24 protein-coding genes are annotated in these 25,246 nt (G+C 58.0%); 18 read left to right on the forward strand and 6 right to left on the reverse strand.

What is annotated here, in order from left to right; all coding sequences use genetic code 11:
• Positions 1-179: 179 nt before the first annotated feature.
• The 4 genes from S7S_RS08530 (at position 180) to S7S_RS08545 (ending at position 3,393) form a co-directional block, all read left to right on the forward strand.
• Entirely contained in the window at positions 180-812 is a 633-nt protein-coding gene (locus S7S_RS08530; RefSeq protein WP_008736034.1) for a TetR/AcrR family transcriptional regulator, read from the forward strand.
• Entirely contained in the window at positions 809-1,375 is a 567-nt protein-coding gene (locus tag S7S_RS08535) for a DUF1285 domain-containing protein (protein WP_008736036.1), read from the forward strand. The genes S7S_RS08530 and S7S_RS08535 overlap by 4 nt, the downstream gene beginning before the upstream one ends.
• A gap of 36 nt (positions 1,376-1,411) precedes the next feature.
• Positions 1,412-2,416 (forward strand): alpha/beta hydrolase, encoded by a 1,005-nt coding sequence (locus S7S_RS08540; RefSeq protein ID WP_008736039.1) that lies wholly within the window; start codon positions 1,412-1,414, stop codon positions 2,414-2,416.
• A 104-nt stretch (positions 2,417-2,520) separates the two neighbouring features.
• Positions 2,521-3,393, forward strand: coding sequence for a thioredoxin domain-containing protein (locus S7S_RS08545; protein ID WP_008736041.1), 873 nt, complete (start codon positions 2,521-2,523; stop codon positions 3,391-3,393).
• 36 nt (positions 3,394-3,429) lie between these two features.
• Here S7S_RS08545 and S7S_RS08550 read toward each other — a convergent pair whose 3' ends face one another.
• Together S7S_RS08550 and cobB are read right to left on the reverse strand one after the other, a co-directional pair.
• Entirely contained in the window at positions 3,430-4,503 is a 1,074-nt protein-coding gene (locus S7S_RS08550; RefSeq protein WP_008736043.1) for a 3-deoxy-7-phosphoheptulonate synthase, read from the reverse strand.
• Positions 4,504-4,587: 84 nt separating this feature from the next.
• A complete protein-coding gene (gene cobB, locus S7S_RS08555; protein WP_008736045.1) occupies positions 4,588-5,310 on the reverse strand; it encodes a Sir2 family NAD+-dependent deacetylase in 723 nt (240 codons plus the stop codon).
• 29 nt (positions 5,311-5,339) lie between these two features.
• Here cobB and S7S_RS08560 point away from each other — a divergent pair, with 29 nt between their 5' ends.
• The 4 genes from S7S_RS08560 (at position 5,340) to S7S_RS08575 (ending at position 8,163) form a co-directional block, all read left to right on the forward strand.
• The gene (locus tag S7S_RS08560; protein WP_008736048.1) at positions 5,340-5,714 is read left to right on the forward strand and encodes a hypothetical protein; all 375 of its coding nucleotides are present in this window, start codon (positions 5,340-5,342) and stop codon (positions 5,712-5,714) included.
• Positions 5,715-5,729: 15 nt separating this feature from the next.
• Entirely contained in the window at positions 5,730-7,274 is a 1,545-nt protein-coding gene (locus S7S_RS08565) for a bifunctional GNAT family N-acetyltransferase/carbon-nitrogen hydrolase family protein (protein WP_008736049.1), read from the forward strand.
• A gap of 299 nt (positions 7,275-7,573) precedes the next feature.
• Positions 7,574-7,852, forward strand: coding sequence for a type II toxin-antitoxin system RelE/ParE family toxin (locus S7S_RS08570; protein WP_035204193.1), 279 nt, complete (start codon positions 7,574-7,576; stop codon positions 7,850-7,852).
• 14 nt (positions 7,853-7,866) lie between these two features.
• Positions 7,867-8,163: a HigA family addiction module antitoxin gene (locus S7S_RS08575; protein WP_008736053.1), complete on the forward strand. Its 297-nt coding sequence runs from the start codon at positions 7,867-7,869 to the stop codon at positions 8,161-8,163.
• A 185-nt stretch (positions 8,164-8,348) separates the two neighbouring features.
• On the opposite strand, the gene S7S_RS08580 is transcribed toward S7S_RS08575, so the two are convergent.
• Entirely contained in the window at positions 8,349-10,001 is a 1,653-nt protein-coding gene (locus tag S7S_RS08580; RefSeq protein ID WP_008736054.1) for an electron transfer flavoprotein-ubiquinone oxidoreductase, read from the reverse strand.
• 429 nt (positions 10,002-10,430) lie between these two features.
• Here S7S_RS08580 and S7S_RS08585 point away from each other — a divergent pair, with 429 nt between their 5' ends.
• The 4 genes from S7S_RS08585 (at position 10,431) to S7S_RS08600 (ending at position 15,008) form a co-directional block, all read left to right on the forward strand.
• Positions 10,431-11,180 (forward strand): electron transfer flavoprotein subunit beta/FixA family protein, encoded by a 750-nt coding sequence (locus S7S_RS08585; RefSeq protein WP_008736056.1) that lies wholly within the window; start codon positions 10,431-10,433, stop codon positions 11,178-11,180.
• Positions 11,180-12,109, forward strand: a complete 930-nt coding sequence (locus tag S7S_RS08590; protein WP_008736058.1) for an electron transfer flavoprotein subunit alpha/FixB family protein — start codon at positions 11,180-11,182, stop codon at positions 12,107-12,109. The genes S7S_RS08585 and S7S_RS08590 overlap by 1 nt, the downstream gene beginning before the upstream one ends.
• Positions 12,110-12,770: 661 nt before the next feature.
• Positions 12,771-14,354, forward strand: a complete 1,584-nt coding sequence (locus S7S_RS08595) for an RNA-directed DNA polymerase (protein WP_144401623.1) — start codon at positions 12,771-12,773, stop codon at positions 14,352-14,354.
• 78 nt (positions 14,355-14,432) lie between these two features.
• Positions 14,433-15,008, forward strand: a complete 576-nt coding sequence (locus S7S_RS08600; protein ID WP_008736062.1) for a poly-gamma-glutamate hydrolase family protein — start codon at positions 14,433-14,435, stop codon at positions 15,006-15,008.
• A 606-nt stretch (positions 15,009-15,614) separates the two neighbouring features.
• On the opposite strand, the gene tnpC is transcribed toward S7S_RS08600, so the two are convergent.
• The 3 genes from tnpC to tnpA form a co-directional block, all read right to left on the reverse strand.
• Positions 15,615-17,195 (reverse strand): IS66 family transposase, encoded by a 1,581-nt coding sequence (gene tnpC, locus S7S_RS08605; protein WP_041025833.1) that lies wholly within the window; start codon positions 17,193-17,195, stop codon positions 15,615-15,617.
• 83 nt (positions 17,196-17,278) lie between these two features.
• Positions 17,279-17,614, reverse strand: a complete 336-nt coding sequence (tnpB, locus tag S7S_RS08610) for an IS66 family insertion sequence element accessory protein TnpB (protein WP_041025834.1) — start codon at positions 17,612-17,614, stop codon at positions 17,279-17,281.
• Positions 17,611-17,949, reverse strand: a complete 339-nt coding sequence (gene tnpA / locus S7S_RS08615) for an IS66-like element accessory protein TnpA (protein WP_082027590.1) — start codon at positions 17,947-17,949, stop codon at positions 17,611-17,613. The genes tnpB and tnpA overlap by 4 nt, the downstream gene beginning before the upstream one ends.
• Before the next feature lie 137 nt (positions 17,950-18,086).
• On the opposite strand from tnpA, the gene S7S_RS19250 reads away from it, so the two are divergent.
• The 6 genes from S7S_RS19250 to S7S_RS08640 all read left to right on the forward strand — a co-directional run bounded on the left by S7S_RS19250 (position 18,087) and on the right by S7S_RS08640 (position 25,133).
• A complete protein-coding gene (locus S7S_RS19250) occupies positions 18,087-20,465 on the forward strand; it encodes a 3'-5' exonuclease (protein WP_035204841.1) in 2,379 nt (792 codons plus the stop codon).
• 189 nt (positions 20,466-20,654) lie between these two features.
• Positions 20,655-21,026, forward strand: coding sequence for a hypothetical protein (locus S7S_RS19580; RefSeq protein WP_144401624.1), 372 nt, complete (start codon positions 20,655-20,657; stop codon positions 21,024-21,026).
• 254 nt (positions 21,027-21,280) lie between these two features.
• Positions 21,281-21,739 carry an NfeD family protein gene (locus S7S_RS08625; protein ID WP_008737510.1) on the forward strand — a complete coding sequence of 153 codons (459 nt, stop codon included), beginning with the start codon at positions 21,281-21,283 and terminating at the stop codon, positions 21,737-21,739.
• Positions 21,740-21,814: 75 nt separating this feature from the next.
• A complete protein-coding gene (locus tag S7S_RS08630; protein WP_008737512.1) occupies positions 21,815-22,735 on the forward strand; it encodes an SPFH domain-containing protein in 921 nt (306 codons plus the stop codon).
• Between the two features lie 212 nt (positions 22,736-22,947).
• Positions 22,948-23,598: a hypothetical protein gene (locus S7S_RS08635; protein ID WP_238582954.1), complete on the forward strand. Its 651-nt coding sequence runs from the start codon at positions 22,948-22,950 to the stop codon at positions 23,596-23,598.
• Positions 23,595-25,133 (forward strand): GMC family oxidoreductase, encoded by a 1,539-nt coding sequence (locus S7S_RS08640; RefSeq protein ID WP_008737514.1) that lies wholly within the window; start codon positions 23,595-23,597, stop codon positions 25,131-25,133. The genes S7S_RS08635 and S7S_RS08640 overlap by 4 nt, the downstream gene beginning before the upstream one ends.
• Positions 25,134-25,246: the final 113 nt, after the last annotated feature.

A 25,246-nucleotide genomic window follows, 5' to 3' on the forward strand; every position in this document is an offset into this window, starting at 1 on the left:
GGCTTGTCGCAGGCTCTTTGCGCGCTCTTTTTGCGCGCCGGGCCAGCATCGCAGTCTGCCCCGTGGCGCTTGTCGGTGTCCGCTGCCTGCCGTTAATGTTGGAGCAGCATGCCTGGCCAGTGCCACGCCCGCAGTGGGGCTTCAGTCGGGCGGTGTGTCAATTCAGGAGAGCAGTGCAGATGGGTGACCTGGAGAAAGCAGCACGCAAGGCGCAGGAATTCCGTCAACGTGAACGGGAAATCCTGGATGCCGCGCTGGCGTTGTTCCTCGAACAGGGGGAAGACCGCGTGACGGTGGAAATGATCGCCGACCGCGTGGGCATCGGCAAAGGCACTATCTACAAACACTTCGAAACCAAGAACGAAATCTACCTGCTGCTGATGATCCGTTACGAGGAAGATCTCGCCGAGATGTTCCGGCAGATCACCAGCTCCGGCGACAAGGAGAGCCTGCCGCGCGAGTATTTCCGCTTCCGCATCAGCGACCCGCGCCGTTATCAATTGTTCGACCGGCTGGAGAACAAGGTCATCAAGGATCATGCCGTGCCCGAGCTGGTCGAAAAGCTGCACGCCATCCGCTCTGCCAACCTGGACAATCTCGTGCGCACCATCGAAGCGCGCATGGACGACGGCACACTGGAGAATGTGCCGGCTTCCTACCACATTGCCGCGGCCTGGGCGCTGGTGCACGGCGGAGTGGCGCTGATGGAATCGCCGTTCTACCAGAAGTTCATCGACGACAAGAGCGACTTCCTGGATTTCCTCGTCAGCATCGGTATCCGCATGGGCAACAAGGGCCAGCGCGGCAAGTGACGACGCGCAAGCCGGACGACATCCTGGCGCTCCTGCAGAAAGCCGAAAAGGACGAGCAGGGGCTGCCGCCGGTGCACCGCTGGCAGCCGGATTATCAGGCCGACATCGACATGCGCATCGCCCGCGACGGGCGCTGGTACTACCTGGGTACACCTATCAACCGTGCCGCCATGGTGCGCCTCTTCTCTACCATCATCCGCCGCGAGGGGGATGACTATTTCCTTGTCACACCAGTGGAAAAACTGCGTATCCAGGTGGATGACGCCCCCTTTGTGGCCGTCAGCCTGGAAGTGGTGCAGGACGAGGGCCGGCAGAAACTGGTGTTCACCACGCAGGTCGGCAGCACCGTGGTCGCCGGGCCGCGCCATCCCCTGCGCGTTGAAACCGACCCGCAGACCGGGGAGCCGGCGCCCTACCTGCGGGTGCGTGACAACCTGGAAGCCTTGCTCAGCCGCAACGTGTTTTATCAACTGGTGGAACAGGCGGCGCCGGTGCACCATGAGGGAGAATCCTGGCTGGCCACCGAAAGCGACGGCGAGCGTTTTCTGATCGGCCGGCTGTAATCACGTCACGCTTCATCTTCGCCAGGAATGGGCAGGATGCATAACAATAATGATTCACTGCGCCCCGCGATCAGCTGGCAGGGGCGCCTGGCCAACCGTCTCATGCGGCACCTGGTGAAACCGGTGATTGCCCGCGTGCCGCTGACACCGCGTGTAATGCGCTTTTCCCAGCTTGGTTTCGATACCGTCACGCTCGCGTTGCCGGTGCACCCGGATGTGCATATTGCACCGGCGCAACCCGGCGGCGTGCCCGGCGAATGGCTGATGACCGGGCGTGAACTGGTGTCCGGCAGGGTGCTGCTGTACCTGCATGGCGGGGCGTATTTCTTCGGCTCACCACGTTCGCACCGGGCGCTGACCTGGCGCCTGAGCCGGGCCTGCCGGGCGCGGGTGCTGGCACTGGACTACCGGCAGCCGCCCAAGTGGCCCTATCCGGCCCCGCTGGAAGATACCGTGCGCGCATACCAGGGTTTGCTTGCACAGGGGTACCGGCCGGAGAATCTGGTCATCGCGGGGGATTCTGCCGGTGGCAATCTGGCACTGGTGGCAATGATCCGGTTGCGTGAAATGGGCGTGCCGTTGCCGGCGGCAGCCGTGCTGATCAGCCCGTGGACGGACCTCACCGTGAGCGGGCAGAGCGTGCGGGACAACGCCAGCGCCGATCCCCTGATTCCCGAGCGCACGCTGCGCTTTGCGGCGGCGGCCTATAGCCGTGGCAGCGACCCGGCCTCACCGCTGATCTCGCCGGCCTGGGCAGACCTGACCGGCCTGCCGCCGCTGCTGGTCCAGGCGGGCAGTACCGAAGTGCTGCGCAGTGACGCAGAGCGTATCGTGCAACAGGCACGCGAATGCCGTGTGGTGTGCGAATATCAGGTCTGGGAAAACATGCCGCATGTGTTCCAGGCGCTGGCCGGCTGGGTACCGGAAGCGTCGCTGGCGGTGCGGGAGATCGGTGCTTTCGTCCGCGAGCGTGTAGCCGCGGCGGGTGGGGAAGTGCATTGGCGCGCCAGTGCACAAGTGATCCGCGGTCGCCAGCGCTGAGGCGACCACGTAAACGGGGAACAGATGGCCGGCGGCCTGATGGCTGGCTGTTTGGTGGCTGATTGTTGAATGGCTGATTGTTAAAGGGGAGTACCGAACAGACGATGGAGCGTCTCAAAGCTGTTTTTGTCTCGTTATATCTGCTGCTGACCAGCGTACTGGCGATCTGGGTGCTGTGGCAGTGCCTGGCGCACTGGCCGATGCTGCGCTGGAGCTGGCTCGGTGCCGCGCTGGCCTGCGCCGCATTGCCGTTGTGGCTGCTGGGCCTGTACTGGCGGCGCCCGCCGAGGGTGGCCGCGCATCTGCCCGGCGTGACACTGGTGGTGTGGCTGGGCACCGGACTGGCGGTATTCGGCACCCTGGTGGACGACAACCCGGACTGGCGCCCGCTGGCCAGCGCGGCCGCCGGGCTGGCCGGGTTCCTGTTCTACCTGCTCTGGTACAGCCACCGCCCACCCCCGGAGGCGAATATCCAGCGTGGCATGCGGTTGCCGGCGGGTACGCTGCGTGTCGCAGACTGTGTCGACGGCCTTGATGCCCAGGCGATAGCGGCCCCGACGCTCTGGCTCTTTTTCCGGGGCAACTGGTCGCCGTTGTGCTGCGGCCAGGTGCGCGAACTGCTGGCGTTGGCGCCGCAGCTGGCCGGGCGGGGCATGCAACTGGTGCTGGTCAGCCCGCAACCGCTGCCACGTACCGAGGCATTGTGTCGTGGTGCCGCGTTGCAGAGTGTGCGGCTGTGTCAGGACCCCGGCCTGGCCTTTGCACGCAGTCTTGGCCTGGTACGGGAGGGCGGTATGCCGTGGTTACTGCGCGGGTTGTGGGGCCGTGATGTGCTGCACCCGACGCTGATGGTGACCGATGCAGACGGCGATCTGATCCTGCTGGCGCAGTGTGACAACGAGCGCAGCCGCCCGGATACCGGGCCGGCACTGAAGGCGCTGGAGCGCGGGGCGTTGCGGGATGCCGAAGGGGAATGAACGACGGGGCAGGGTGCACACCCTGCCCCGGTGTGATCAGGCCTTGCGGCCGGGCAGTACGTCGCGCAGTTTTGCCGCCATGTGACGGATGGCGTTTTCGGTATCGTCCCAGCCGATGCAGCCGTCAGTCACGGAGACGCCGTATTCGAGCTGGCTCAGGTCCGCCGGAATCGACTGGTTGCCGTGCTTGAGGTTGGATTCCACCATCAGCCCGACAATCGACTGGTTGCCTTCCAGGATCTGGTTGGTGATGTTTTCCATCACCAGTGTCTGCAAGGCCGGGTCCTTGTTGGAGTTGGCGTGGCTGCAGTCGACCATGATGTTGGTGGAGACATTGGCCTTGCCCAGCGCTTTCTCAGCCAGCGCCACGGACACGGAATCATAGTTCGGCTTGCCGCCGCCGCCACGCAGCACAACGTGTGCGTACGGGTTGCCTCGGGTCACGGTGACCGCAACCTTGCCGTCCGAGTCGATCCCCAGAAAACGGTGCGGGTGACGCACGCTGAGCATGGCATTGATGGCCACGTCCAGGCCGCCGTCGGTGCCGTTCTTGAAGCCCACCGGGCTGGACAGGCCGGAGGACATTTCCCGGTGGGTCTGCGATTCGGTGGTGCGCGCGCCGATGGCCGACCAGGTGATCAGGTCCTGCATGTACTGCGGAGTGATCGGGTCCAGGGCTTCCGTGGCGGTGGGCAGGCCCATTTCGGCCATATCCAGCAGCAGCTTGCGGGCAATGTGCAGGCCGTCTTCGATCTTGAAGGTGTCGTTCATGTACGGGTCGTTGATCAACCCCTTCCAGCCGACGGTGGTGCGTGGCTTTTCGAAGTACACGCGCTGTACCAGCAGCAGGGTGTCCTGGACTTCGTCCGCCAGTTTCTTCAGACGCGCGGCGTAGTCATGGGCGGCGTCCACATCATGGATAGAGCAGGGGCCGATCACGATAAACAGACGCGGGTCCTTGCGGTCCAGAATGTCACGCACGGCCTGGCGGCCGGCGGCGACCGTCTCGCGTGCGCTGTCGGAAAGCGGCAGTTTCGCTTTCAGTTCGCGCGGCGTGGTCAGCAGCGTCTGTGATTCGATATTGAGATCGTCAACCTGTGTTTGCGCCATGATGCCGGTGGTCCTGTTGCATGTCGTTCAGGGACAGGCAGTCTAGCGGAATCCCGGCAGTGAAGAAACACGGTGCAAATGCCATCACCGGCCGTCCAGCAGGCTGTCCACCCAGGCGGGCACCAGTACCGACGCAAGGCCTTCACGATGCTCCCGGAAGGCGGTACGCACCCGCGACGCCTCCAGATTCAGCTCCAGCGTATGGGCTCCCGCGTCGTTCGCCACGTCGACAAATCCCGCCGCCGGATAGACGTTGCCGGAAGTGCCGATACTGACAAACAGCGTGCAGCGCGACAGCGCCTCATGGATGTCATCCATCTGCAATGGCATCTCACCAAACCAGACCACATGCGGACGCAGGCAACCGGTGCTGCGGCAGGCGGGGCAGGGCGTGTCGCCATCAATGTCGCCGCTCACATCGGCGACCGCCTGGCACAGCCGGCAGCGTCCCTTGAGCAGTTCGCCGTGCATGTGAATCAGGGCCTGGCTGCCCGCACGCTCGTGCAGGTTGTCGATGTTCTGGGTGACCACCAGTACCTGGCCGGGCAGGGCCTGTTCCAGCCGCGCCAGGGCATGGTGTGCCGGGTTGGGCGCAAGTGTCGGTGCATGCAGTTGCCGGCGGCGTTCATTATAGAAACGCTGCACCAGCCCCGGCTGGCGCAGGAACGCCTCCGGCGTGGCCACGTCCTCCAGCCGGTGGTTCTCCCACAGGCCATCATCACCGCGAAAGGTCCGGATGCCGGACTCGGCAGAAATGCCTGCCCCGGTCAGAATCACAATGTTCAATGCATCGCGGCTTTCGCGCACAGTGGCCTCCTGACGTTATACTGCCGCCCATGACCGATACCATCATCCAGTCTCATGAACGGTGCGCCCTCGCAGAACGCGGGGACGTGAACCTGCTGTATTTTCACCATCATATGGTGCTGATGATCAGCGCTGAAGCGGTGGGCCTCTACCGCGACCGCCAGGCCGTGACCGACCCGCTTGGCAACGGCGTGCTCGGCTTCGAACTGATCCCGCCGCCGATGCGCCCGGACTGGCACGAGGAACAGGGCTTCGTGCGGGAACAGATTGCCGGTTTTGTCGGCCTGACGTCCGGCGCGGTACTGTTTATCCGTCCCGATGGCGTGGCATTGTACCCGGACGGGCCGTCCGCACTGCGCAACCAGGCCATGCAGTGGCTGATCCCCTTCACCCCGCGACAGTAACCTTCGAGGGCTCCTATGGGCGAGGAAAGTACCAAACTCCGGTTGCGTGCGTTGTCCGAGGACGACTATCCGCAACTGGCGGAACTGATGAACATGGTCTACGCGGATATCGGTGGCGCCTGGCCGGAAGATACCGTGCGCGCCCTGATGCGGCTGTTCCCCGAGGGCCAGCTCTGCATCGTCGACAACGACGAACTGGTGGCCGCTGCACTGACCATCAAGGTGAAATACGACCGTTTCTCCAACCCGCACCGCTACGAAGACCTGATCACCGAAAACCAGGTTCATTCGCATGATGACGAGGGCGACGCGCTGTACGGCCTGGATGTGTTCGTACACCCGGAATTCCGGGGCTACCGCCTGGGCCGGCGGCTGTACGAGGCGCGCAAGGAACTCTGCCGCGAAGAAAACCTGCGCGCCATCCTGGCAGGCGGGCGTCTGCCGGGCTACGCCGCGCATGCCGACACGCTGTCGGTCACCGACTATATCGAACAGGTCGAGCGGCAAAAGCTGTACGACCCGATCCTGTCGTTCCAGTTGTCCAACGGCTTTGACGTCAAGCGCCTGCTCAAGCGCTACCTGCCGGAAGACGAAGACTCACGTGGTTACGCCACACTGCTGGAATGGGACAACATCCTCTACATGCCGGAGCCGGAAGATGAGTCCGGCTACGTCAGCAAGACCATTGTGCGGCTGGGCGTGGTACAGCGCCGCATGCGCGCGGCACGTTCCGTGGAAGACCTGCTCAGCCAGGTGGAATTCTTCGTCGATGCGCTGTCGGATTACCGCGCGGATTTTGCCGTGCTGCCCGAATTTTTCAGCGCGCCGTTGATGGGGCTGGAGGCAGAGTTGCCGTCCATCGATGCGATCCGTTTCCTGGCCGGTTTCACCGAAGAAATCCGCGATGCCGTGTCCGACCTGGCCGTGAGCTACAACATCAATATCGTGGCCGGCTCCATGCCGTTAGTGGACAACGGCAACGTTTACAACGTGGCCTACCTCTGCCGGCGTGACGGCACCGTGGAAGAACAGCGCAAGGTGCACATCACACCGGGCGAACGTCGTGACTGGGGCATCGAGGGCGGCGACCATATCCAGGTATTCGAAACCGACGCCGGGCGTATCGGCATCCTGATCTGCTACGACGTGGAATTCCCCGAGCTGGGCCGCATCCTCGCCGAGCAGGGCATGGAAATCCTGATCGTGCCGTTCTGGACCGATACCAAGAACGGTTACCTGCGCGTGCGTCACTGCGCCCAGGCACGCGCTATCGAAAACGAATGCTACGTGGCCATTTCCGGCTCGGTCGGCAACCTGCCACGGGTGGACAACGTCGATATCCAGTACGCGCAATCGGCCGTTTTCACCCCCAGCGATTTCTACTTCCCGCACGACGGCATCATCAGCGAGGCGGTGCCGAACACCGAGATGCTGCTGTTCGCCGACGTGGACCTGGAAAAACTGAAACTGCTGCACAAGGAAGGCTCGGTGACCAATCTCAAGGACCGCCGTCACGACATGTACCGCCTCAAATGGCGCAGCCAGGTGGGGGCGGAGTAGCCGCCCCTGGCAGGGTGTTGAAAAAGCCTCTTCGATGCGTTTTCAAGCCACCTTTGCGGCGCAGGTCCGCAAAGGTGGACACGGAAAATCAATCGCTTATCGCGTTTTGACGGCCTACAGCCTGCCAGGCAGCAAAAAGACTACGGCAACAGACCGCAAAGGCTGACAGCCATCCGGGTGGATGGCTGACGTCGTTTCCCGCCCGGGCTTGCTACCGTCCTGCTGACATTCACGCAGGGGGTCGTCATGTTCTCGATATTAACGTTTGACGTTATTAACGCATCGCGTTATTGTTCGCCATGATCGTGTCATTCCGATGCCGGGATACGCAACGGCTGGCAGCGGGGCAGTGCGTCCCGCGTTTCAGTGCGGTGGCCAGGGTGGTACTGCGCAAGCTGCGGCAGTTACAGATTGCCAGCGAGCTCAGTGACCTGCGCGTCCCGCCCGGCAACCGGCTTGAGTCTCTCTTTGGTGACCGCGCCGGTTACTACAGCATCCGGGTGAACGATCAGTTCCGTCTCTGCTTCCGCTGGACGCCGCTTGGCCCGGCCGAGGTGGAGATCGTCGATTACCACTGACCGGGAGGTGCACCATGACCCGTCTTGATCCCGTCACCCCGGGCGAACTGCTGGACGAAGAATTCCTCAAGCCGCTGGGCATCACCAAATACCGCCTCGCCAAGGAAATCGGCGTGCCGGCCCAGCGCATTGGCGATATCGTCGCCGGCAAACGAGCCGTGACCGCCGACACCGACCTGCGCCTGTGCCGCTTCTTCGGCCTGTCCCGTGGCTACTGGCTGCGCGCGCAGATGGAACACGATTCCGAATTGGCGGAACGGGCGCTAAGCGAGGAATTGAGCAGGATCGTGCCCTGGGCGCAGAAGGGATAAGGCAATAGTTGTTTTTGGATCGTATGGAAGCAGGAGGGAAGGATGCCCTGTTTTTCAGCTGCCGAGGACGCTTGCAGGAAGCTTGTGGCGCAGAGACCTTCTGGCGAGAGGAAGTAAGCCCGCTGTCTATACAGGTAAACGAAAAAACCCCGCATTGCGGGGTTTTTTCGTGAAGCTGAATCACCTTACATGTTCGGGTAATTCGGCCCGCCCGTGCCCTCCGGCGCCACCCAATTGATGTTCTGGGTCGGGTCCTTGATGTCACAGGTCTTGCAGTGCACGCAGTTCTGCGCATTGATCTGGAAGCGCTTGGAACCGTCGTCGTTGGTCACCACTTCATACACGCCCGCCGGGCAGTAACGCTGTGCCGGCTCGTCCCACTTCGGCAGGTTCACGTCGATGGGAACGGACGGGTCCTTCAACTGCAGGTGGCAGGGCTGGTCTTCTTCGTGGTTGGTGTTCGACAGGAACACCGAATCCAGCTTGTTGAAGGTCAGCTTGCCGTCCGGTTTCGGGTAATCGATCTTTTTGCACTCTGACGCCAGTTTCATGGTGGCGTGGTCCGGCGTTTCGTCACGCAGGGTGAACGGCATCTTGCCGCCGAGGAAGTTCAGGTCGAGCACCGCCAGGCCGGAGCCGATGAAGTTGCCAAATTTGTGCTGGTACGGGCCGAAGTTGCGTTGCGTGTGCAGCTCTTCATGAATCCAGCTGCTATCAAATGCGGCCTTGTACTCGGTCAGCTCGTCATTGCCACGGCCCGCCTTCAGCGCCTCGGCAATCACTTCGGCAGCGATCATGCCCGACTTCATCGCCGTATGGCTGCCCTTGATCTTGGCGAAGTTCAGCGTGCCGGCATCACAGCCGACCAGCAGCGCGCCCGGCATGGTCATCTTCGGCAGCGATTGCAGGCCACCCTTGGCGATGGCGCGGGCGCCGTAGGACACGCGCTTGCCGCCTTCCAGGTATTTCTTCACTTCCGGGTTCAGCTTCCAGCGCTGCATTTCGTCAAACGGGCTGACATGCGGGTTGCTGTAGCACAGGTCGGTGATCAGGCCGAGCGCCACCTGGTTGTTCTCCAGGTGATACAGGAAGCCGCCACCCAGCGAGCCGGATTCGGTCAGCGGCCAGCCGGCGGAGTGCATCACCAGGCCTTCGCGGTGCTTGGCCGGGTCGATGTCCCACAGCTCCTTGATGCCGATGCCGTAGTGTTGCGGGTCCACGCCTTCGCGCAGGTTGTACTTCTCCATCAACTGCTTGCCCAGGTGGCCACGGCAGCCTTCGGAGAAGATGGTGTACTTGGCATGCAGTTCCATGCCCGGCGCATAGCTGGCCTTGTGCTCGCCATTGTGGCCAATGCCGAAATCGCCCGTGGCGATACCGCGCACGGCGCCGTTTTCGTCATACAGAATTTCGGTGGCGGCGAAACCCGGGAACACTTCGATGCCGAGGCCCTCGGCCTGTTCGGCCAGCCAGCGGCAGACATTGCCCAGCGAGACAATATAGTTGCCTTCGTTGTGCATGGTTTTCGGGACGAACAGGCCGGGGACTTTGATCGCCTTGTCGGCGCCGGTCATGTAGAAGATCTCGTCTTCCTTCACCGGCACGTTCAATGGCGCGCCCAGGTCTTTCCAGTTCGGGAACAGTTCGTTGAGCGCGCGCGGCTCCACGACGGCACCGGAGAGAATGTGGGCGCCGACCTCGGAGCCTTTCTCGACCACGACGACGCTGATTTCCTGGCCGGTTTCCTGTGCGATCTGGCCCAGACGGCAAGCAGTTGCCAGCCCGGAAGGGCCTGCGCCGACGATGACGACGTCGACTTCCATTGCTTCGCGTTCCACAGCCTGTCTCCTTTGTCACAAGGTTAGAGAGCATGTGCCCGTCGGGCGGGCAGTATCGGGGTGGCGCGCAGTATATAGAGCAGGGACAGCCCCTGCCACACCGTTGGGGCCGGCATGTCACGCCATGCCTGACCCTCGCGCCGCGTACCGACGTCAATTCAAACAACCGTTTTAATTATCCGCTTTGAACTGCTTGATTTACAAGGAAAAGGCAATGGCTAAATGTGACTGGTGCGTCGGTTTTCTGATACGAACTGCAAGGCTATTTGCAGGAAAATCAAAAGGTTCGGGGCGCTTGGGCAAGCCCCTGGCTATTGACGTCCAAGGTGTCTGCCGTCAACATACCGCACTCATCGCGCGGGGGTGGCCGCGGCCGGCGCTGGCGCGCCTCCTTTCCAGTCATCACTAACGGAATATTCCGAGGATCCTATGAAGGTTCTTGTACCGATCAAGCGGGTCGTGGATTACAACGTGAAGGTACGCGTCAAGGCGGACCAGTCCGGTGTCGATCTCGCCAACGTCAAAATGGCCATGAACCCGTTCTGCGAAATCGCAGTGGAAGAGGCCGTGCGCCTGAAAGAAAAAGGTGTTGTCACCGAAATCGTGGTGGTCACCGTGGGCAGCAAGACCGCCCAGGAACAACTGCGCACCGCCATGGCACTGGGTGCTGACCGTGCCATCCTGGTCGAAACCGAAGAGAACACCCAGCCGCTGGGCGTTGCCAAGGCACTCAAGGCGCTGGTGGAAAAGGAAAGCCCGGATCTGGTCATCCTCGGCAAACAGGCCATCGACGACGACAACAACCAGACCGGCCAGATGCTGGCCGCGCTGACCGGCATGCCGCAGGGCACCTTCGCTTCCGAAGTGAACGTCGCCGACGGCAAAGTGAGCGTCACCCGTGAAATCGACGGTGGTCTGCAAACCGTTGAGCTGAGCCTGCCGGCGGTGGTCACCACCGACCTGCGCCTCAACGAGCCGCGCTACGCCTCCCTGCCGAACATCATGAAAGCCAAGAAAAAGCCGCTGGACACCGTTTCCCCGGCCGATCTGGGCGTGGATCTGACGCCGCGCGTCAAGACCCTCAAGGTTGAGCCGCCGGCCGAGCGCCAGGCAGGTATCAAGGTGGCTTCCGTCGAGGAGCTGGTTGATAAACTGAAGAACGAAGCGAAGGTGATCTGATGAGTGTTTTAGTCTACGCAGAACATGACAATGCCGCTCTGAAAGGGGTCACCCTGAACGTCGTTGCTGCCGCCAAGGCCATCGGCGGCGACATCACCGTGCTGGTTGCCGGTGAAGGCTGTGCCGCTGTCGCTGACGAAGCTGCCAAGGTAGAAGGCGTGAGCAAGGTCCTGCTGGCCGACAACGCCGCCTACGGCCACCAACTGGCCGAAAACGTGGCCGACCTGGTCGCAGAAGTGGGCAAGGACTACAGCCACATCCTGGCCGCCGCCACCACCACCGGCAAAAACTTCGCCCCGCGCGTAGCCGCACTGCTGGACGTGGGCATGATCTCCGAAATCAGCGGTGTTGAATCCTCCGATACCTTCAAGCGCCCGATCTACGCCGGCAACGCCATCGCCACCGTACAAAGCGGGGACAGCATCAAGGTCATCACCGTGCGTGGCACCGGCTTCGACGCCGTGTCCGCCGAAGGCGGCTCCGCCAGCGTTGAAAGCATCGACGTCGTGAAAGACGCCGGCGTGTCCAAGTTCGTCAGCGAAGAACTGGCCAAGTCCGACCGTCCGGAACTAACTGCAGCCAAGATCGTCATCTCCGGCGGCCGTGGCATGCAGAACGGCGACAACTTCGAAATGCTGTACAAAGTGGCCGACAAACTCGGCGCTGCCGTGGGTGCATCCCGCGCGGCCGTCGATGCCGGCTTCGTCCCGAACGATATGCAGGTCGGCCAGACCGGCAAGATCGTTGCACCGGATCTGTATGTGGCCGTGGGTATCTCCGGCGCCATTCAGCATCTGGCGGGTATGAAAGACTCAAAAGTGATTGTGGCCATCAACAAAGACGAAGAAGCGCCGATCTTCCAGGTGGCGGATTATGGCCTGGTGGCGGATCTGTTTGAGGCGGTGCCGGAGTTGGATTCCAAGCTCTGATTGGTATTGCTTTAGATGGTTGTAAAGAAAAGAGGCCCGGTGGGGCGTGATGCTGGTTAGGTAGGTGTTGCGGTCTGGGTTGGGGTCTTGGAGGATCCGGCTTTCCTGAGAGGGGAGGCCGGATTTTTTTGTTTTGGGGTAATGGGTTTTGTTTGGTAGTTAAAGGAAATTCCTCGTTTAGATGCCTGCCTTTCCCTCCTGAGGAACCATAGGGGCTGATCTTACTGCCTATTGTGTGGTCAGACTCCGAATGCAGAGCTTTGTGGTGATGCGCGGCTCACTGTTTTTTGTGCTTGATATCACATTTTGGCGAAGGCACTATCGGGTGAAGGTTGCTGGTGTAGGCGGTAGGCGCTCGGGAGAAAGGGCCGCTGTGTTTAATGTCATTGAATATCGATATTTCGTGTTTTGATTGTGTGCCTGTTGATGACTGGATAATGGGGCAGGGCTGTTATTTTCAGGAAGTATCGATAATATCGATATGAGTGTTTTTAGTGGATTGGGATGCGGATGTTAAGCGAATAGGGCGTGATGCTTCTGCTTTAATCTTTAAGCTTATTTTGTGAATATATAAATTATTGAATGGAGATGGGTCGTGTGCGTCGTTATTCAATATACGAACCGTAGTTCTAATTTCTGTTATACTTCATAGGCGCATATTTTGAACATCGACAAGGCAATTGAATTAGCGCTCAAAAATGTCCGGAAAGAGGGATTGACTGACATCTTCCCTGTGCCTTTCGAAGTGTCGTTATTGAAGAGTGAGCACTTCCGTTCGTATCTCGCCGATCAAATTAAGGCAAGGATTAAATCAAACTCCTTATCTGGCTTAAAGGTGTATCCGATAAGCCACGTTCTTTTCCCGAAAAAGGATGCATACGATTTTCGTAGAGCCGCACTTATTCAGCCAGTCGATACCATTGTCTATTTAGTGCTTGCGCTCCTATACGCAGATATAATTGAAAAGCATCGTATTCAAAAGCGTCACAAGGTGGTCTTTTCCTATAGGTTCAAGCCCAAAGGCGGGTACCTGTTTGATCCAAAGTTCAATTACACATCCTTTCAAGCGCATGTCACAGAGAGGCAGAAAAGCCGAAGAGTTAAGGTTCTAGTTAAGTGCGATATTTCGAACTTCTATGACCGCTTGAATCTACATCGCCTTGAATCAACGCTCCTCAGTCTTCCTATTGAAGCCAAGCTAGTTAAACTAACCAATGAATTATTACTATTTTGGGCTAATAGAGATTCGTATAGCCTTCCAATTGGCGGTAACGCAAGCAGGATCTTGGCGGAGGCATCTTTAATATCTGTAGATGACTATTTGCGGTCTCTAAAGGTTCAGTTCTGTAGATTCGTGGATGATTATCGGCTTTTTGCACCGGATGCAAAAACAGCCCATGCGTGGTTAACCATCTTGGTGGAAAGGCTCTATCTGGAAGGCTTAACCGTAAATCCGCTGAAAACTGTAATAGAAGATGTGTCGAAAAAATCGAAATCCTCCACCACAATATCTGAGGAAGCTAGGCAGGTTGCCAATGAACTGCGGCAAGGCCGAATCATTGTCGGCTACTCTGGAACCATACCAACCAAGTTCCGAGAGTTGTCAGAACGAGAAATTGCTGAACTTAAAGAGGCCGCAACTGAGGAGTTGGAGGAGCGTATTAGGAATAATCAAATTCTTCAGCCAGATGATGTCCGAAGGTTTTTGCGTATCGTTGTTGCTAGTGAGGATTACAGCAAGCTGTCACTATATCAATCGTTGATTGAAAAGTTTCCTCAATTTACGCCTTTGTTTATCGATCTTCTCATTAAAAAAGAATCTCTTATCCCAGTTACACTAAAAGAATCGATAAAGGCATATTTTTCTAACGTGTTGTCTGAGGGTGCGAAATATCCCGAGTACGTGCTGATTTCGATCGTGAGGCTCTTGGGGGTAAATGGGTTCTCTAATACTGCGGCTTTAATGGAGCTGTTTCGCAGCCTAAAGAGAAATTCCGGGGCATATATTGGCCGTGCAGTTTTGGATGCCTTGTCTGGAAACACATCGAGAACCGATGTGCTGGAAATTCGGCAGTATTATCCAAGAGCAGATCTTTGGGAGAAAAGGGCAATTATTAGAATTGTGGATTCCACGCTTTCCGAGGAAGAGAAGCGGCCTTGGCTCAGGAATGTGAAAGTGCATTCATCGGAAGATTACTTTGCAATCGAGTCATTTTATCCGAAGAAGACTAAAAATGAAATATGACAATGCCATCTGCTCGGGCGCATTTTTCGTTCGCTGCGCCTACTACAGTTGCGCCGGTTACGGTTGGTGTTAGGGGTCATGCCAGACAAATACGCAAGCTTCGCAGAACTATCCGCCGCGGAGGTGGATGGCGCGTATCGAATTGAGCTGCAGGAGACGGGCTCCTCGGTTGCGCTCATTGCTCCGCACGCCGGAAAAATTGAACCTGGAACATCCCAGATATGCAAGATCATTGCAGGGAGCAATCTAACCTACTATTTGTTTGAGGGTTGCAAGGCGAGCAACAACAGAGACCTCCACATCACAAGCTCACGGTTTGACGAGCCGAGAGGCCTAAAAACTGCCCAGTCGGCCAGAATCGTCGTCACATTTCATGGGCAAGCCGGAGAAGACTTATTCGTCAACGTTGGGGGCTTGGCGGGCGGTCTTAGGACCTTAATGATTGCAAAGCTAAAGTCGGTCGGCTTCGTTGCAAGGTTGCAGTCCAATCCAATGCTGCGAGGGCTAGATCCAAACAATATTTGCAATCGTGGATCAGAGAAAAAAGGACTGCAATTGGAAATATCCCGTGGGCTTAGAGATTTACTAATCACTGAAAAGCAGCAGATGGATCGCTTCTCTTCCACGGTTAGGTCCGTGCTTCATGGGTGCTAAAAAAAGTACGGGGCACGCAGAGCGCCGGGCAAGCATAGGACACGCACGAATTAGCGATTTATGTGGATATTAAGATGATGTCATGTTGGTGAAGATCGGCATCATGAGTTCATGCCTGTCCCCGATTGAATTGCGGAGCCTACATGGCTCACTGTCTCCATCCTAGCGCGAGAAAGGCTAGAAGCCCTAAGTATAAGTATTACATATACTGATGATTGTGATGTTCCACCACTAGTAGGCGCTGCGCTTGGAGTCAATGATAGAGCTGCAAAGAGAAGGCTGAATCGAGTTGTAGCCAAGAAAATTATTAAACAAAGACTTAATGAAAGGGATCCGAGTGGTGAAATTCTAGGGTAGTTTAACGAAGTATTGCAGAGATACAGCTAGGGTTAACAAGACGCTTCTGTCTGACAAGTTTTCCACTGCGCTGCAAATTTGTGTAATGACCAAGAAAAATAAGGGAAACGCACAAATTGGCGATTTGGTGGATGTCGATACAATGTCATTCCAGTAGGAGTTGAAGTCGTGGTCTCATGCATGTTCTAAATTTTTATTTTGATCGACGTTTTTTAGTTTCATGCGTAAGCGTCCGGCTATCACGCCTTGCTAAACGGCATCCGGCTTCCAGTGATGCGGCAATAGCTCATCAATGGCATTGTTCTTCTGCGTCGGCAGTCGCTGCAGCACATCTCTCAGATACGCGTACGGGTCATGCCCATTCAGTTTAGCTGACTGGATCAGACTCATGATGGCAGCAGCACGCTGGCCACTGCGCAGGCTGCCGGCGAACAACCAGTTGGAACGCCCCAGCGCCCAGGGCCGGATCTGGTTTTCTACCTGGTTGTTATCCATGGGCACGGCCCCATCCTCACAGTAGCGTATCAACGCCTGCCACCGCTTGAGGCTGTAGTCGATTGCCCTGGCCGTGGCGGAGCCGTTCGGCACTTTCTGCCGGTGTGTCATCAGCCATTGGTGCAAGCTGTTCAGGATGGGTTTTGATCGGTGTTGCCGGAGACGCTGTCGCTCATCGGCGCACAAGGCATTGGCCTCGCGCTCGATCTCGTAGAGCTGCTGGATCAGTCTCAGCGCCTGTTCGGCGATCTGGCTTTTGTTCGCCGTATGCAGGTCGTAGAACTTCCGGCGTGCATGGGCCATGCAGCCGATCTCGGTGATGCCGGTCTGGAAGCCCGCCTTGTAGCCGCTGTAGTCGTCGCAGACGAGTTTGCCCTGCCAGCCTTCGAGGAAGGTGCGGGCGTTGGCGCCGGCCCGGTTCTCGGCGAAGTCGTACACCACGGCATGCAGGGCGGCAGTGGTCGGGCTGCAGTAGGCCCAGATGTAGGCCCGGTGGGCTTTCTTCTTGCCGGGCGACAGCATGGGCACAGGCGTCTCGTCAGCATGCAGGACCGGCTGCGTAAGCAGTGTTTCACGCAAGGCATCTGCCAGCGGTTGCAGGGCCACGCCGCAGCGGCCCACCCAGTCAGCCAGCGTCGAGCGGGCGATGCCCAGCCCGGCGCGGGCAAAGATCCTTTCCTGCCGGTACAGCGGCAAGTGATCGGCGTATTTGGCGATCAGCAGGTCGGCCAGTAAACCGCTGGTGGGCAGGCCCTTGTCGATGATCTGCGCCGGGACCGGGACCTGGGTGAGGCGTTCACAGTGTTTGCAGACCCACTTGCCGCGCACATGGCGCTCGACAGTAAAGGTGCCGGGGGTGTAATCGAGCTTTTCACTGATGTCTTCGCCGATGCGCTGGAGCTGGCAACCACAACGGCATTCAGTGTGGTCCGGCTCGTGCGCGATGATCGTGCGCGGCAGGGTCGGCGGTAACGGCACACGCTTGGGCTGGCGCTTCTCCGGTGCCGAGGTGGCCCCCACTGATGCGACGGGCTCGGACAGTGTCACCTCAATCGCCGCGATATCCGCGTCCACCAGTTCATCCAGCAGGCTGGCCTGGTGGCTATCCAGGCCTTCACTGCTCTTGCCGAAGCGATGGCGCTTCAGGATAGCCAGCTCATGCGTGAGCTTGTCGTTCAGCAGCTGGTGACGCTTGAGCTGATGACCCTGCTGCGCAATGGTCTGACCTTGCTGAGCGATGGTGTGCTCTTTTTCCGCCGCATCGGCCAACAGTTGCGCCGCCAGTTGGCGTAGCTGTTCGGCAGTGAGCTGGTCGAGATGCGGCGGTGTCGTCATGGCCATTATCTTGCCAGACGACACCGCCGGGAGTGATACCAGAGAGGGCGCGCTGACCGGCGCACAGGCCAGCGCCAAGCGGCTTAAAGTATGGCAATGGCCTTGTCACGGCCAACCCGGTGCCAGGGCAAACCGACCACCAGCGCCTGAAGCTGTTCGGATGTCAGGGCGATACGCTCGCCCTGACTCAGTCTGCCCCAGACAAAGCCGCCCTGATGCAAACGCCGCGCGGCCAGCCACAGGCCAAAGCCATCGTGCACCAGCACCTTCATGCGGTTGCCTCGCTTGTTGGCAAACAGGTAGGCGCAGTGGGGACGTGCTTCGCCGAATACCTGGACCACACGGGCCAGGGCCGTATCCGGGCCGGCGCGCATATCCAGCGGCTCCGTGGCCATCCAGATGGCGTCGATCCGGATCACGACGTAAACGTCCGCAGCCAGGGAAGGGCGCGCTCGATCTGTGCCAGAGGCCAGCGTACCGTTACGCCAGGCAGCTCGAACACTACCTCCGCCGCGCCGGACACAGAGGGCGTCGGCATCGGCACAGGGACAAACTCACGCTGAACCGACGGCTTGGAACTGCCTTCGGCAGCACGGCGCCATTTATGAATAAGATTCGTGTTAAGACCGTAGCGCAGCGCCACATTGGCGACGGAAGCATCCGGGGCCTGGCACTCCTGGAGAATATTGGCTTTGAACTCCGGGGAATAGCGGCGGCGCTTGGCTGGTGTCTTGGCTGGAAGCATCTCACTCATATTAGGTGTCCACTTAGAAATAGGTGGACACCTAAGTTACTGGCGGAAATGGCGTCGGGTAGATGAGTTCGCCGGACGGTTACTTTCATGCGTACTTTTTATTGTTATTATTCTAAAAACTATGGGGTCGAATGCATATGTACAAAGTGATTCAAACTAGAGGGCTAAATAAGTGCTTTCGGGTTCTCTCCAAAAGTGGAAAGAAGGGTAAAGATGCCATTACAAAGGTGCGAGCCGCTCTCGCTGAAGCCGGAACAGAGGGCTCTATTTTCTCTCTGAAGAGAACGAATCATGGAGAATCCAGGCTAAAAAATATAGAAAAATACGATTTAGGGGGTGGCTATAGGCTTGTTGTTCAGTTGGTCGATGGGAAGGAAAATGTCCGAGCGTTCCTCTTTGCTGGCGATCACGATGATTGTGAGCAATGGTTGGAGTCGCATAAGGATTATGAGTGGGTAAAGAGCAGCAAAGATCAAACTTTAGATTTTGTTCAGGTGTCCGAGAAAGAGCCTCGCAGCGTTCGTGTTGTGAATCCTGATATCGATTCTGCTGAAGAACTGAGGGCACTTCCGTTGCTTCGGCATTTGGAATCAGTGGATATGGAATCTCTACAGCTACACGACAATCTTGTGGATTATGTTATGGGTGTTACTCCGGAAGATTGGGAGTGTGATTCCAGCGGGATACTAAGTCACATTGAGAGCATTGGTGGCATAGAGCGGGCTATTTTTTTTGATGATTTATTCTCACACTCTCACAAAGGCGAACTAAGTGAGTTGAAAAAGCGAGTCACACTTGAGTTGGGTGAGGCAGTCATAAGTGATGGCGCTGATCTTGCCAAAAGTATCGTTGAGCCACAGAATAGCGAGATATTTGTCACATGGGAGGAGGTTGCTACTTTACCCGATGATTCGTCATGGGCGGACTGGCTGCTGTTCTTACATCCTGAACAAAAAGCGTTATCGCTCAAAGAATTCCGTGGCGCATCTAGGCTGAGAGGTGTATCAGGTAGTGGAAAAACATGCGTCATGCTTCATAGGGCGCGGCATTTGGCTAAGAAATATAGAGCGCCTATACTGCTGGTTACTCTGACCGAAAGCATGCGTAAACTTCTGGATTCTCTGATTAAGGAGTTGTGTGGAGTAGAGTCTTCATTTATACAGACGTCAACTATTAACGGTCTTGCCAAATACATACTTAAAGAGTTGCATCCAAAGGGAGAGGCTGCTTACCGTGTGGCAGATGGCGCGCTGGCAGATGGCATCTCTCGTGATCTTGTGAAGTTTGTGAAGAATCACGATAATTTCATGCAAACAAAGCTTTCGATATTAGATTATGCAGACCTGCGAAGGTTCTGTGATGAAGAGGTTTTTCATATTAGAAGTAGGTTAAAGTTTTCGGAATTTGATTCATACCTGGATACTCAGTCTTTTAAGCGCCATGGTCGGGTGGTGGGGCTTCCCGCTGAGGGGCGTAAGGTGTTTCTTGATGCTGCTCGGTACAAGGTCGATGCTCTGAAGAAATTGTTTGTGTTGGACTACGAAGGTGTGGTGTCAGCAGCAATTTCGTTGTTAGTCAAAGATATGGATTCTCTGGAGTCATTTGGATGGGCTGCTGTCGATGCAGATGCTCTTGAAGGTGCTCTTTCGAGTTTTTTCCCATACCGCTGTGTTTTGGTGGATGAGGTGCAAGATTTGTCGCAATTGGAAGTTGCGATGATCGGTGCTCTTCCTGTTGCTTCGGGAAACAGGATTGCAAATTCAGAGAATGGTTTGTTCCTTGTCGGAGACGGGGCGCAGACGATATATAATAAGGGTTTTGCACTAAAGAATTGTGGAATAAGTGTAAATAATCGAAGCTACGTACTGAAAAAGAATTACAGGAACTCGAAGGAAATAATGTCTGCGGCATATTCGTTAATAAAAAAATACAAGTTTGCTGATGTGGATGAGGACAATATAGATACTCCCACTAAGCCAGACTTTGCGACAAAGGTGGGGGAGCGCCCATATGTTGTGAAGTGCAGAAGTGAGGAGGATGAGGTGGCACTCGTCTCTGCGATGATTAGGGGGCTGATAGATGAGCATCAAAGTCGTGAAGAAACAGAAGATTATCCTGAACTATGTGTTATCGGGCTGAACCCGGCAATTAGAAGGAAGATTTCGGGCCGCTTAAATGAACTATCAATCAAGGCAGCCGAGTTAAAGCAAGCTGCTGGAGTGGAGTCATTCAATAGTGTTGCAATAAGCACAATTGAGTCTGCAAAAGGTCACGAATTTAGACACGTATTCATAGTTGGTGTGGTTGATGGGGCTATGCCTAGTAAGTATGCGGGCGCTGACGAAATGGCGAGAGAGGCGTCTCGACTATACGTGGCGATGACGCGGGCAAGAGAGAGGCTTATTATTTCTTATAATGTCGATAGACAAAATCAACCGAGTAGATTTCTAATTGATATTCAGGATTGCTGCGATGAGTATGAGTGGAGTTCTGGGCAGATAAAGGTTATGGAGTAATGGCGTGCATAACGATTGCATTTGCCGGACGGTAGGCTAGGCCGCCAACAATAAAGGACACGCACGGATTGTGGCGGTTTCGGTGGATGTCCGATCTGATGCCATCCCGACGATGGTTGATATCATGAATCCATGCGTGTCCCTAATTGAATTCGTTGACTGATTTCTGGGGGCTAACTTCAGGGAAAAATGGATCACGACAAAGATGTAAAAATTATTAACGGTTTTGTCGGTAGACTCTGCGAAAGAACACTGGCATGTAACTCAATAAAACTTCGCTTCGCTGGCAAGAAAGAGTACATCTGGATTGACCCACCCTGGACGCTTCACGGTCTGTCAGGCTGTGTGGCTGATTCAAGTGAATATCCGGGAGTTACTCCAGAGTTTGAAGTATGGTGCGCCTGCCTGAATCCGCTTGATCGAGTGCGCCTGACGTCGGTTGAGTATAGCAAGGGGTGTTTGGTGCTGGGTTTCTCAAACGACTATCAGCTAATAGTGCCGCCTTCGCTAGGCGAAGTGGCCGAAGATGATTTTTATCATCATTGGTATGCGAGCGAGTGAGAGATTTGGCAAGCGCTGGCATCGGGGGCTCTTTATTCCTGCTACCGGCCCGCCGTACCGCAGGTTGGGGGAGAGGCCGAATATCGTTCACTGAAACATCGCCTCTGGTCTGAGGCCTAGGGAAGCATATCGCCTATCCACCGCAGGCTGGGCTGCTTGCCCCATAGCGTTGTGGCCTCGACTCCCCCCCGCGCATTAACCCCCTCATCCTGCTATATTCACTCCCCGTCATATCCCCAACACGGAACCCCGCCATGCTTGCTGAACTATTCACCGATTACGCCCTGTGGCTGATCCTCGGTTTCCTCCTGATTATCTCCGAGCTGTTCGTCACCGGCGTGATCGCCGTGTTTTTCGGCATTGGCGCAATCATCGTCGGCCTGCTGACGCTGTTCGGCATCACCGAAAGCCTGACCAGCCAGCTGTGGCTGTTTGCGGTGATCAGCCTGGTGGCGCTGTTTGGCGCCCGCCGTCACTTCAAGGGCTGGCTGACCGGCAATGTGGGGGATGCGCCGTCCTCTGATGCGGGGCTGGGTGATGCCGTGGGCAGCCGGGTGACAGTGCTGACGGACTTTGTCCACGGCAGCGGCCATGTGCAGATGCACGGTGCCAAGTGGGATGCGGAGTCCAGTGATGACCTGAAAGCCGGTGATGTGGCCTGGGTATCAGGCAACCGCGGTATCGTGCTGAAAGTATCGGCCAGCCAGCGCTGAGCTCCCCTGGGGCGGCGCGGCGTGGGCCACGATTTCTATACCTTGGACTCGATTTTCACATCATGGAGTAGTGCAATGTCGATAGCGACGATTCTCGCCGGTCTGGCGGCGGTGTTTGTAGTAGTGGCGGTGATCAAGACGGCGCGGATTGTGCCGCAACGGTCCGCCTTTGTAGTGGAACGGCTGGGTAAGTACGCGAAGACGCTGGAAGCGGGTTTTCACCTGCTGATCCCGTTTGTGGACAAGGTGGCCTACCGCCACACCCTGAAAGAAGAAGCCATTGATGTGCCGCAGCAATCCTGTGTGACCAAGGACAACATCCAGGTGGTGGTGAACGGCGTCATCTATCTGCAGGTGATTGATCCGAAGCAGGCCAGCTATGGCATTAATGACTACCGTTACGCGGCCATGCAGTTAGCGCAGACCACGCTGCGGTCGGTGGTGGGCAAGATCGACCTGGACAAGACCTTCGAAGAACGTGAGAGCATCAACAATCAGGTGGTGATTACCCTGGATGATGCGGCCAAGCCCTGGGGCGTGAAGGTGCTGCGTTACGAGATTGCCGACATCGAGCTGCCGGCGACCATTCTCGATGCGCTGGAAAAGCAGATGCGTGCCGAGCGGGAACGTCGCGCGGTGGTGGCGCAGTCTGAAGGTGAGCGGCAGTCGAAGATCAACGTCTCTGAAGGTCTCAAGCAGGAGATGATCAACGTCTCGGAAGCCGAGAAGATGCGCCAGATCAACGAGGCGGAAGGTAAGGCCCGCGAGATCGAGCTGATTGCCGAGGCGACCGCACGGGGTCTGGAGCGTGTGGCGGCGGCCATCAGCACTGCCGGTGGCAAGGACGCGGTGGCCTTGCGTGTGGCCGAGCAGTATGTGCACGAGTTCGGCAAGCTGGCGAAGACCAATAACACCATGATCCTGCCCGCTGAGCTGAGCAATATCGGCAGTGCGGTGGCGGCGATCACCAAGACGCTGGAAACCGCGCGCAGCTGATCGCCCCGGTTTTACGTCCTTTCAACGCCCGGCCATGCCGGGCGTTGTGGTATGGAGTGTCATATACGGTCAAGCCATCCTGTCAGGTAGACAGCTTGTTTCACCCTGCGGCCTTGGTTACTGTGCAGAAACGCGTTTCAGCGCATTGAAGCCTGGCTATTCATCCCCGCGCACTGCCCGTGGATGTACTGCCCTGACCCGGCGAGGCCGCCATGACCAGAACAACAACACCCACTCCAGGGGCTGCCCGCCATGCGGCGGCGCCCGTCGCGTCGCTGAGCCGGCGGCGTTTTCTGCGAACCACCCTGATTGCCGGTGCTGGCGTGGCCGCCCTGGCGGGCGCCGGTTTTGCCTGGTTGCGCCGTTCGTCGGTGGACGGGCTGCCGGTGGGCGAGGGTATCCGGCATCTCACTGCTGCGGAATACCATCTGTTTCAGCGCGCCACGGCAGTTCTGCTGCCGGTGCAGGGCACGCCGTTGACGCCGCTGTCGCAGGTGCCGGTGGTGCAGCACATTGATCATATGATCGGCCTGTTGCCGGGCCACCTGCGCAAGCAGGTCGGCATGGGGCTGACGCTGTTTGATAACGCCGCTGTGGTTTCCGGTTGGCACGGTCGCCGGTTTGTCGATCTGAAAACGGCGGTCGCGGTGCAGTATTTCGATGACTGGTCGCACGGCAATACGATCCAGAAAGCACTCGCGACGCTGGTGAAGCGTTTCGTCTATGTCGCCTACTGGCGGGATCCGGCCACCTGGGGACCGGTGGAATTCGATGGCCCGGTCTCGGAGAAGTGGGGCCTGGCCTATCTGGGCAATGCGCCGTTGCCGGACCAGCAACCGGTTTCGCGGGAGGCAGTGCAATGAGCGTGCAAGCCATAGCCCGGGGCCTGCCGGTGGTGCAGGCCAGTGATGTGACCAGCGCGCAGCTTACGCTGAAGGCGGATGTGGTGATTGTCGGCTCGGGGGCCGGCGGGGCCGTGACGGCCTATGAACTGGCCCGGCAGGGGCTGGAGGTGCTGGTGCTGGAGGCAGGGCCGTATGTGCCGTCCACGGCCTTCACCGAGGATTTTGCCGACAGCCTGGAAACCCTGTACGAAGACCACGGCAGCCAGTCCAACAAGGACGGCGACCTGCTGATCCTGCAAGGGCGCTGTGTGGGCGGGTCCACGGTGGTGAACGGCTGCGTGGCGTTCCGGACACCGGATTTTATTCTGGAGGAGTGGCGGCGGGATTTCGGGCTGGCCGAGATGACGCCGGAAACGCTCAACCCCTATTTCGAGCGGGTGGAAAAGCACCTTTCCATCAGCACCAACGGCCCGCATGAAATCGCCCGCCACAGCCAGTTGATGATGGCCGGCGCGCAGAAACTCGGCTGGTCGATGAAACCCTTCCAGCGCAACGTGCGCGAATGCGCCCTGACCGGGCATTGCCTGTCCGGCTGCAAGACCGACCGCAAGCAGTCGATGCTGGTGACTTATCTGCCGTGGGCGGCGGCGCATGGCGCGCGCATCCACAGCGATACGCGCGTCAATCGCGTGCTCAGCGACAACGGCCGCGTGACCGGGGTGGAAGGGGAGGTGATCGACCGCACCGGCCACAAGGTGGCGGACGTGCGTGTCGAGGCGCCCCGGGTAATCCTGGCGGCCGGTGCGGTGCAGACGCCGGTGATCCTGCAACGCAGTGAGCTGGGCAATAAGCATGTTGGCCGCCATTTCGCCTGCCACCCGTCCATGTATGTGGGGGCGCGTTACCCCGAGCCGGTCTATCCCTGGCGCGGAGCGCTGTTGGGCACTTATGTGGATGAATTCATGCACCCGAAAGACGGCGGCTTCGTGCTCGAAGTCGGCGGCCTCGGCGTGGCCGAAATGTGCCTGATCACCGAGCCGGGCACCGGCAAGCCGTATATCGACTATATGCAGCACGCCCGTTTCAATGCCGGCATCGTGACGCTGATTCATGACCACAATGTGGGCGAGATCAGCTGGAACGGTGAGTACAAGACCATCGACTACCGCCTCAGCGACCAGGACTTTCCGTCCATGATGGCGGCGCTGACCGCCGCCATCCGTCTGCACCTGGCGGCGGGGGCGGAAGAGGTGTTCCTGCCGGCCACCGAGCGGTTGGCGGTGCGGCAGGAAAGCGAGATTGAGGCCATTGTCGGGCAGTTGCGCAACCGCCCGCAGGCGCTGCGCATGGTGTCCTACCACCCGCAGGGCAGTTGCCGCATGGGCGCCGACCCGGCCAACAGCGCGGTGGACCCGCACGGTCGCCTGCACGGGGTAGTGGGTCTGTACGTGGCGGATGCCAGCCTGTTGCCCACCTCGCTGATCGTGAATCCGCAGGTCACGGTGTACGCCCTGGCGAACTATGTGGCCGACCGGCTGCTGGCGTCGGCCTGAGCGCCGCCGCCGGGCGGCGCACGGGGCGTTTTCAGTCAGTGAATATTTGTACTAGACTTCCGCAGTAACAAAAAAACAACAAGGTCCCCCGAGGGCCGTCCTGCGGAGACAGG

It is taken from the genome of Isoalcanivorax pacificus W11-5 (genome assembly GCF_000299335.2).
GTDB classification, from domain to species: Bacteria; Pseudomonadota; Gammaproteobacteria; order Pseudomonadales; family Alcanivoracaceae; genus Isoalcanivorax; species Isoalcanivorax pacificus.

Excerpts from the sequence above, each read along its gene's own strand:
- S7S_RS08530 (WP_008736034.1), top strand. The coding sequence starts at position 180 with ATGGGTGACCTGGAGAAAGCAGCACGCAAGGCGCAGGAATTCCGTCAA.
- S7S_RS08540 (WP_008736039.1), top strand. The coding sequence starts at position 1,412 with ATGCATAACAATAATGATTCACTGCGCCCCGCGATCAGCTGGCAGGGG.
- S7S_RS08545 (WP_008736041.1), top strand. The coding sequence starts at position 2,521 with ATGGAGCGTCTCAAAGCTGTTTTTGTCTCGTTATATCTGCTGCTGACC.
- S7S_RS08550 (WP_008736043.1), bottom strand. The coding sequence starts at position 4,503 with ATGGCGCAAACACAGGTTGACGATCTCAATATCGAATCACAGACGCTG.
- S7S_RS08560 (WP_008736048.1), top strand. The coding sequence starts at position 5,340 with ATGACCGATACCATCATCCAGTCTCATGAACGGTGCGCCCTCGCAGAA.
- S7S_RS08565 (WP_008736049.1), top strand. The coding sequence starts at position 5,730 with ATGGGCGAGGAAAGTACCAAACTCCGGTTGCGTGCGTTGTCCGAGGAC.
- S7S_RS08570 (WP_035204193.1), top strand. The coding sequence starts at position 7,574 with ATGATCGTGTCATTCCGATGCCGGGATACGCAACGGCTGGCAGCGGGG.
- S7S_RS08575 (WP_008736053.1), top strand. The coding sequence starts at position 7,867 with ATGACCCGTCTTGATCCCGTCACCCCGGGCGAACTGCTGGACGAAGAA.
- S7S_RS08585 (WP_008736056.1), top strand. The coding sequence starts at position 10,431 with ATGAAGGTTCTTGTACCGATCAAGCGGGTCGTGGATTACAACGTGAAG.
- S7S_RS08590 (WP_008736058.1), top strand. The coding sequence starts at position 11,180 with ATGAGTGTTTTAGTCTACGCAGAACATGACAATGCCGCTCTGAAAGGG.
- S7S_RS08600 (WP_008736062.1), top strand. The coding sequence starts at position 14,433 with ATGCCAGACAAATACGCAAGCTTCGCAGAACTATCCGCCGCGGAGGTG.
- tnpC (WP_041025833.1), bottom strand. The coding sequence starts at position 17,195 with ATGACGACACCGCCGCATCTCGACCAGCTCACTGCCGAACAGCTACGC.
- tnpA (WP_082027590.1), bottom strand. The coding sequence starts at position 17,949 with ATGAGTGAGATGCTTCCAGCCAAGACACCAGCCAAGCGCCGCCGCTAT.
- S7S_RS19250 (WP_035204841.1), top strand. The coding sequence starts at position 18,087 with ATGTACAAAGTGATTCAAACTAGAGGGCTAAATAAGTGCTTTCGGGTT.
- S7S_RS19580 (WP_144401624.1), top strand. The coding sequence starts at position 20,655 with ATGGATCACGACAAAGATGTAAAAATTATTAACGGTTTTGTCGGTAGA.
- S7S_RS08625 (WP_008737510.1), top strand. The coding sequence starts at position 21,281 with ATGCTTGCTGAACTATTCACCGATTACGCCCTGTGGCTGATCCTCGGT.
- S7S_RS08630 (WP_008737512.1), top strand. The coding sequence starts at position 21,815 with ATGTCGATAGCGACGATTCTCGCCGGTCTGGCGGCGGTGTTTGTAGTA.
- S7S_RS08635 (WP_238582954.1), top strand. The coding sequence starts at position 22,948 with ATGACCAGAACAACAACACCCACTCCAGGGGCTGCCCGCCATGCGGCG.
- S7S_RS08640 (WP_008737514.1), top strand. The coding sequence starts at position 23,595 with ATGAGCGTGCAAGCCATAGCCCGGGGCCTGCCGGTGGTGCAGGCCAGT.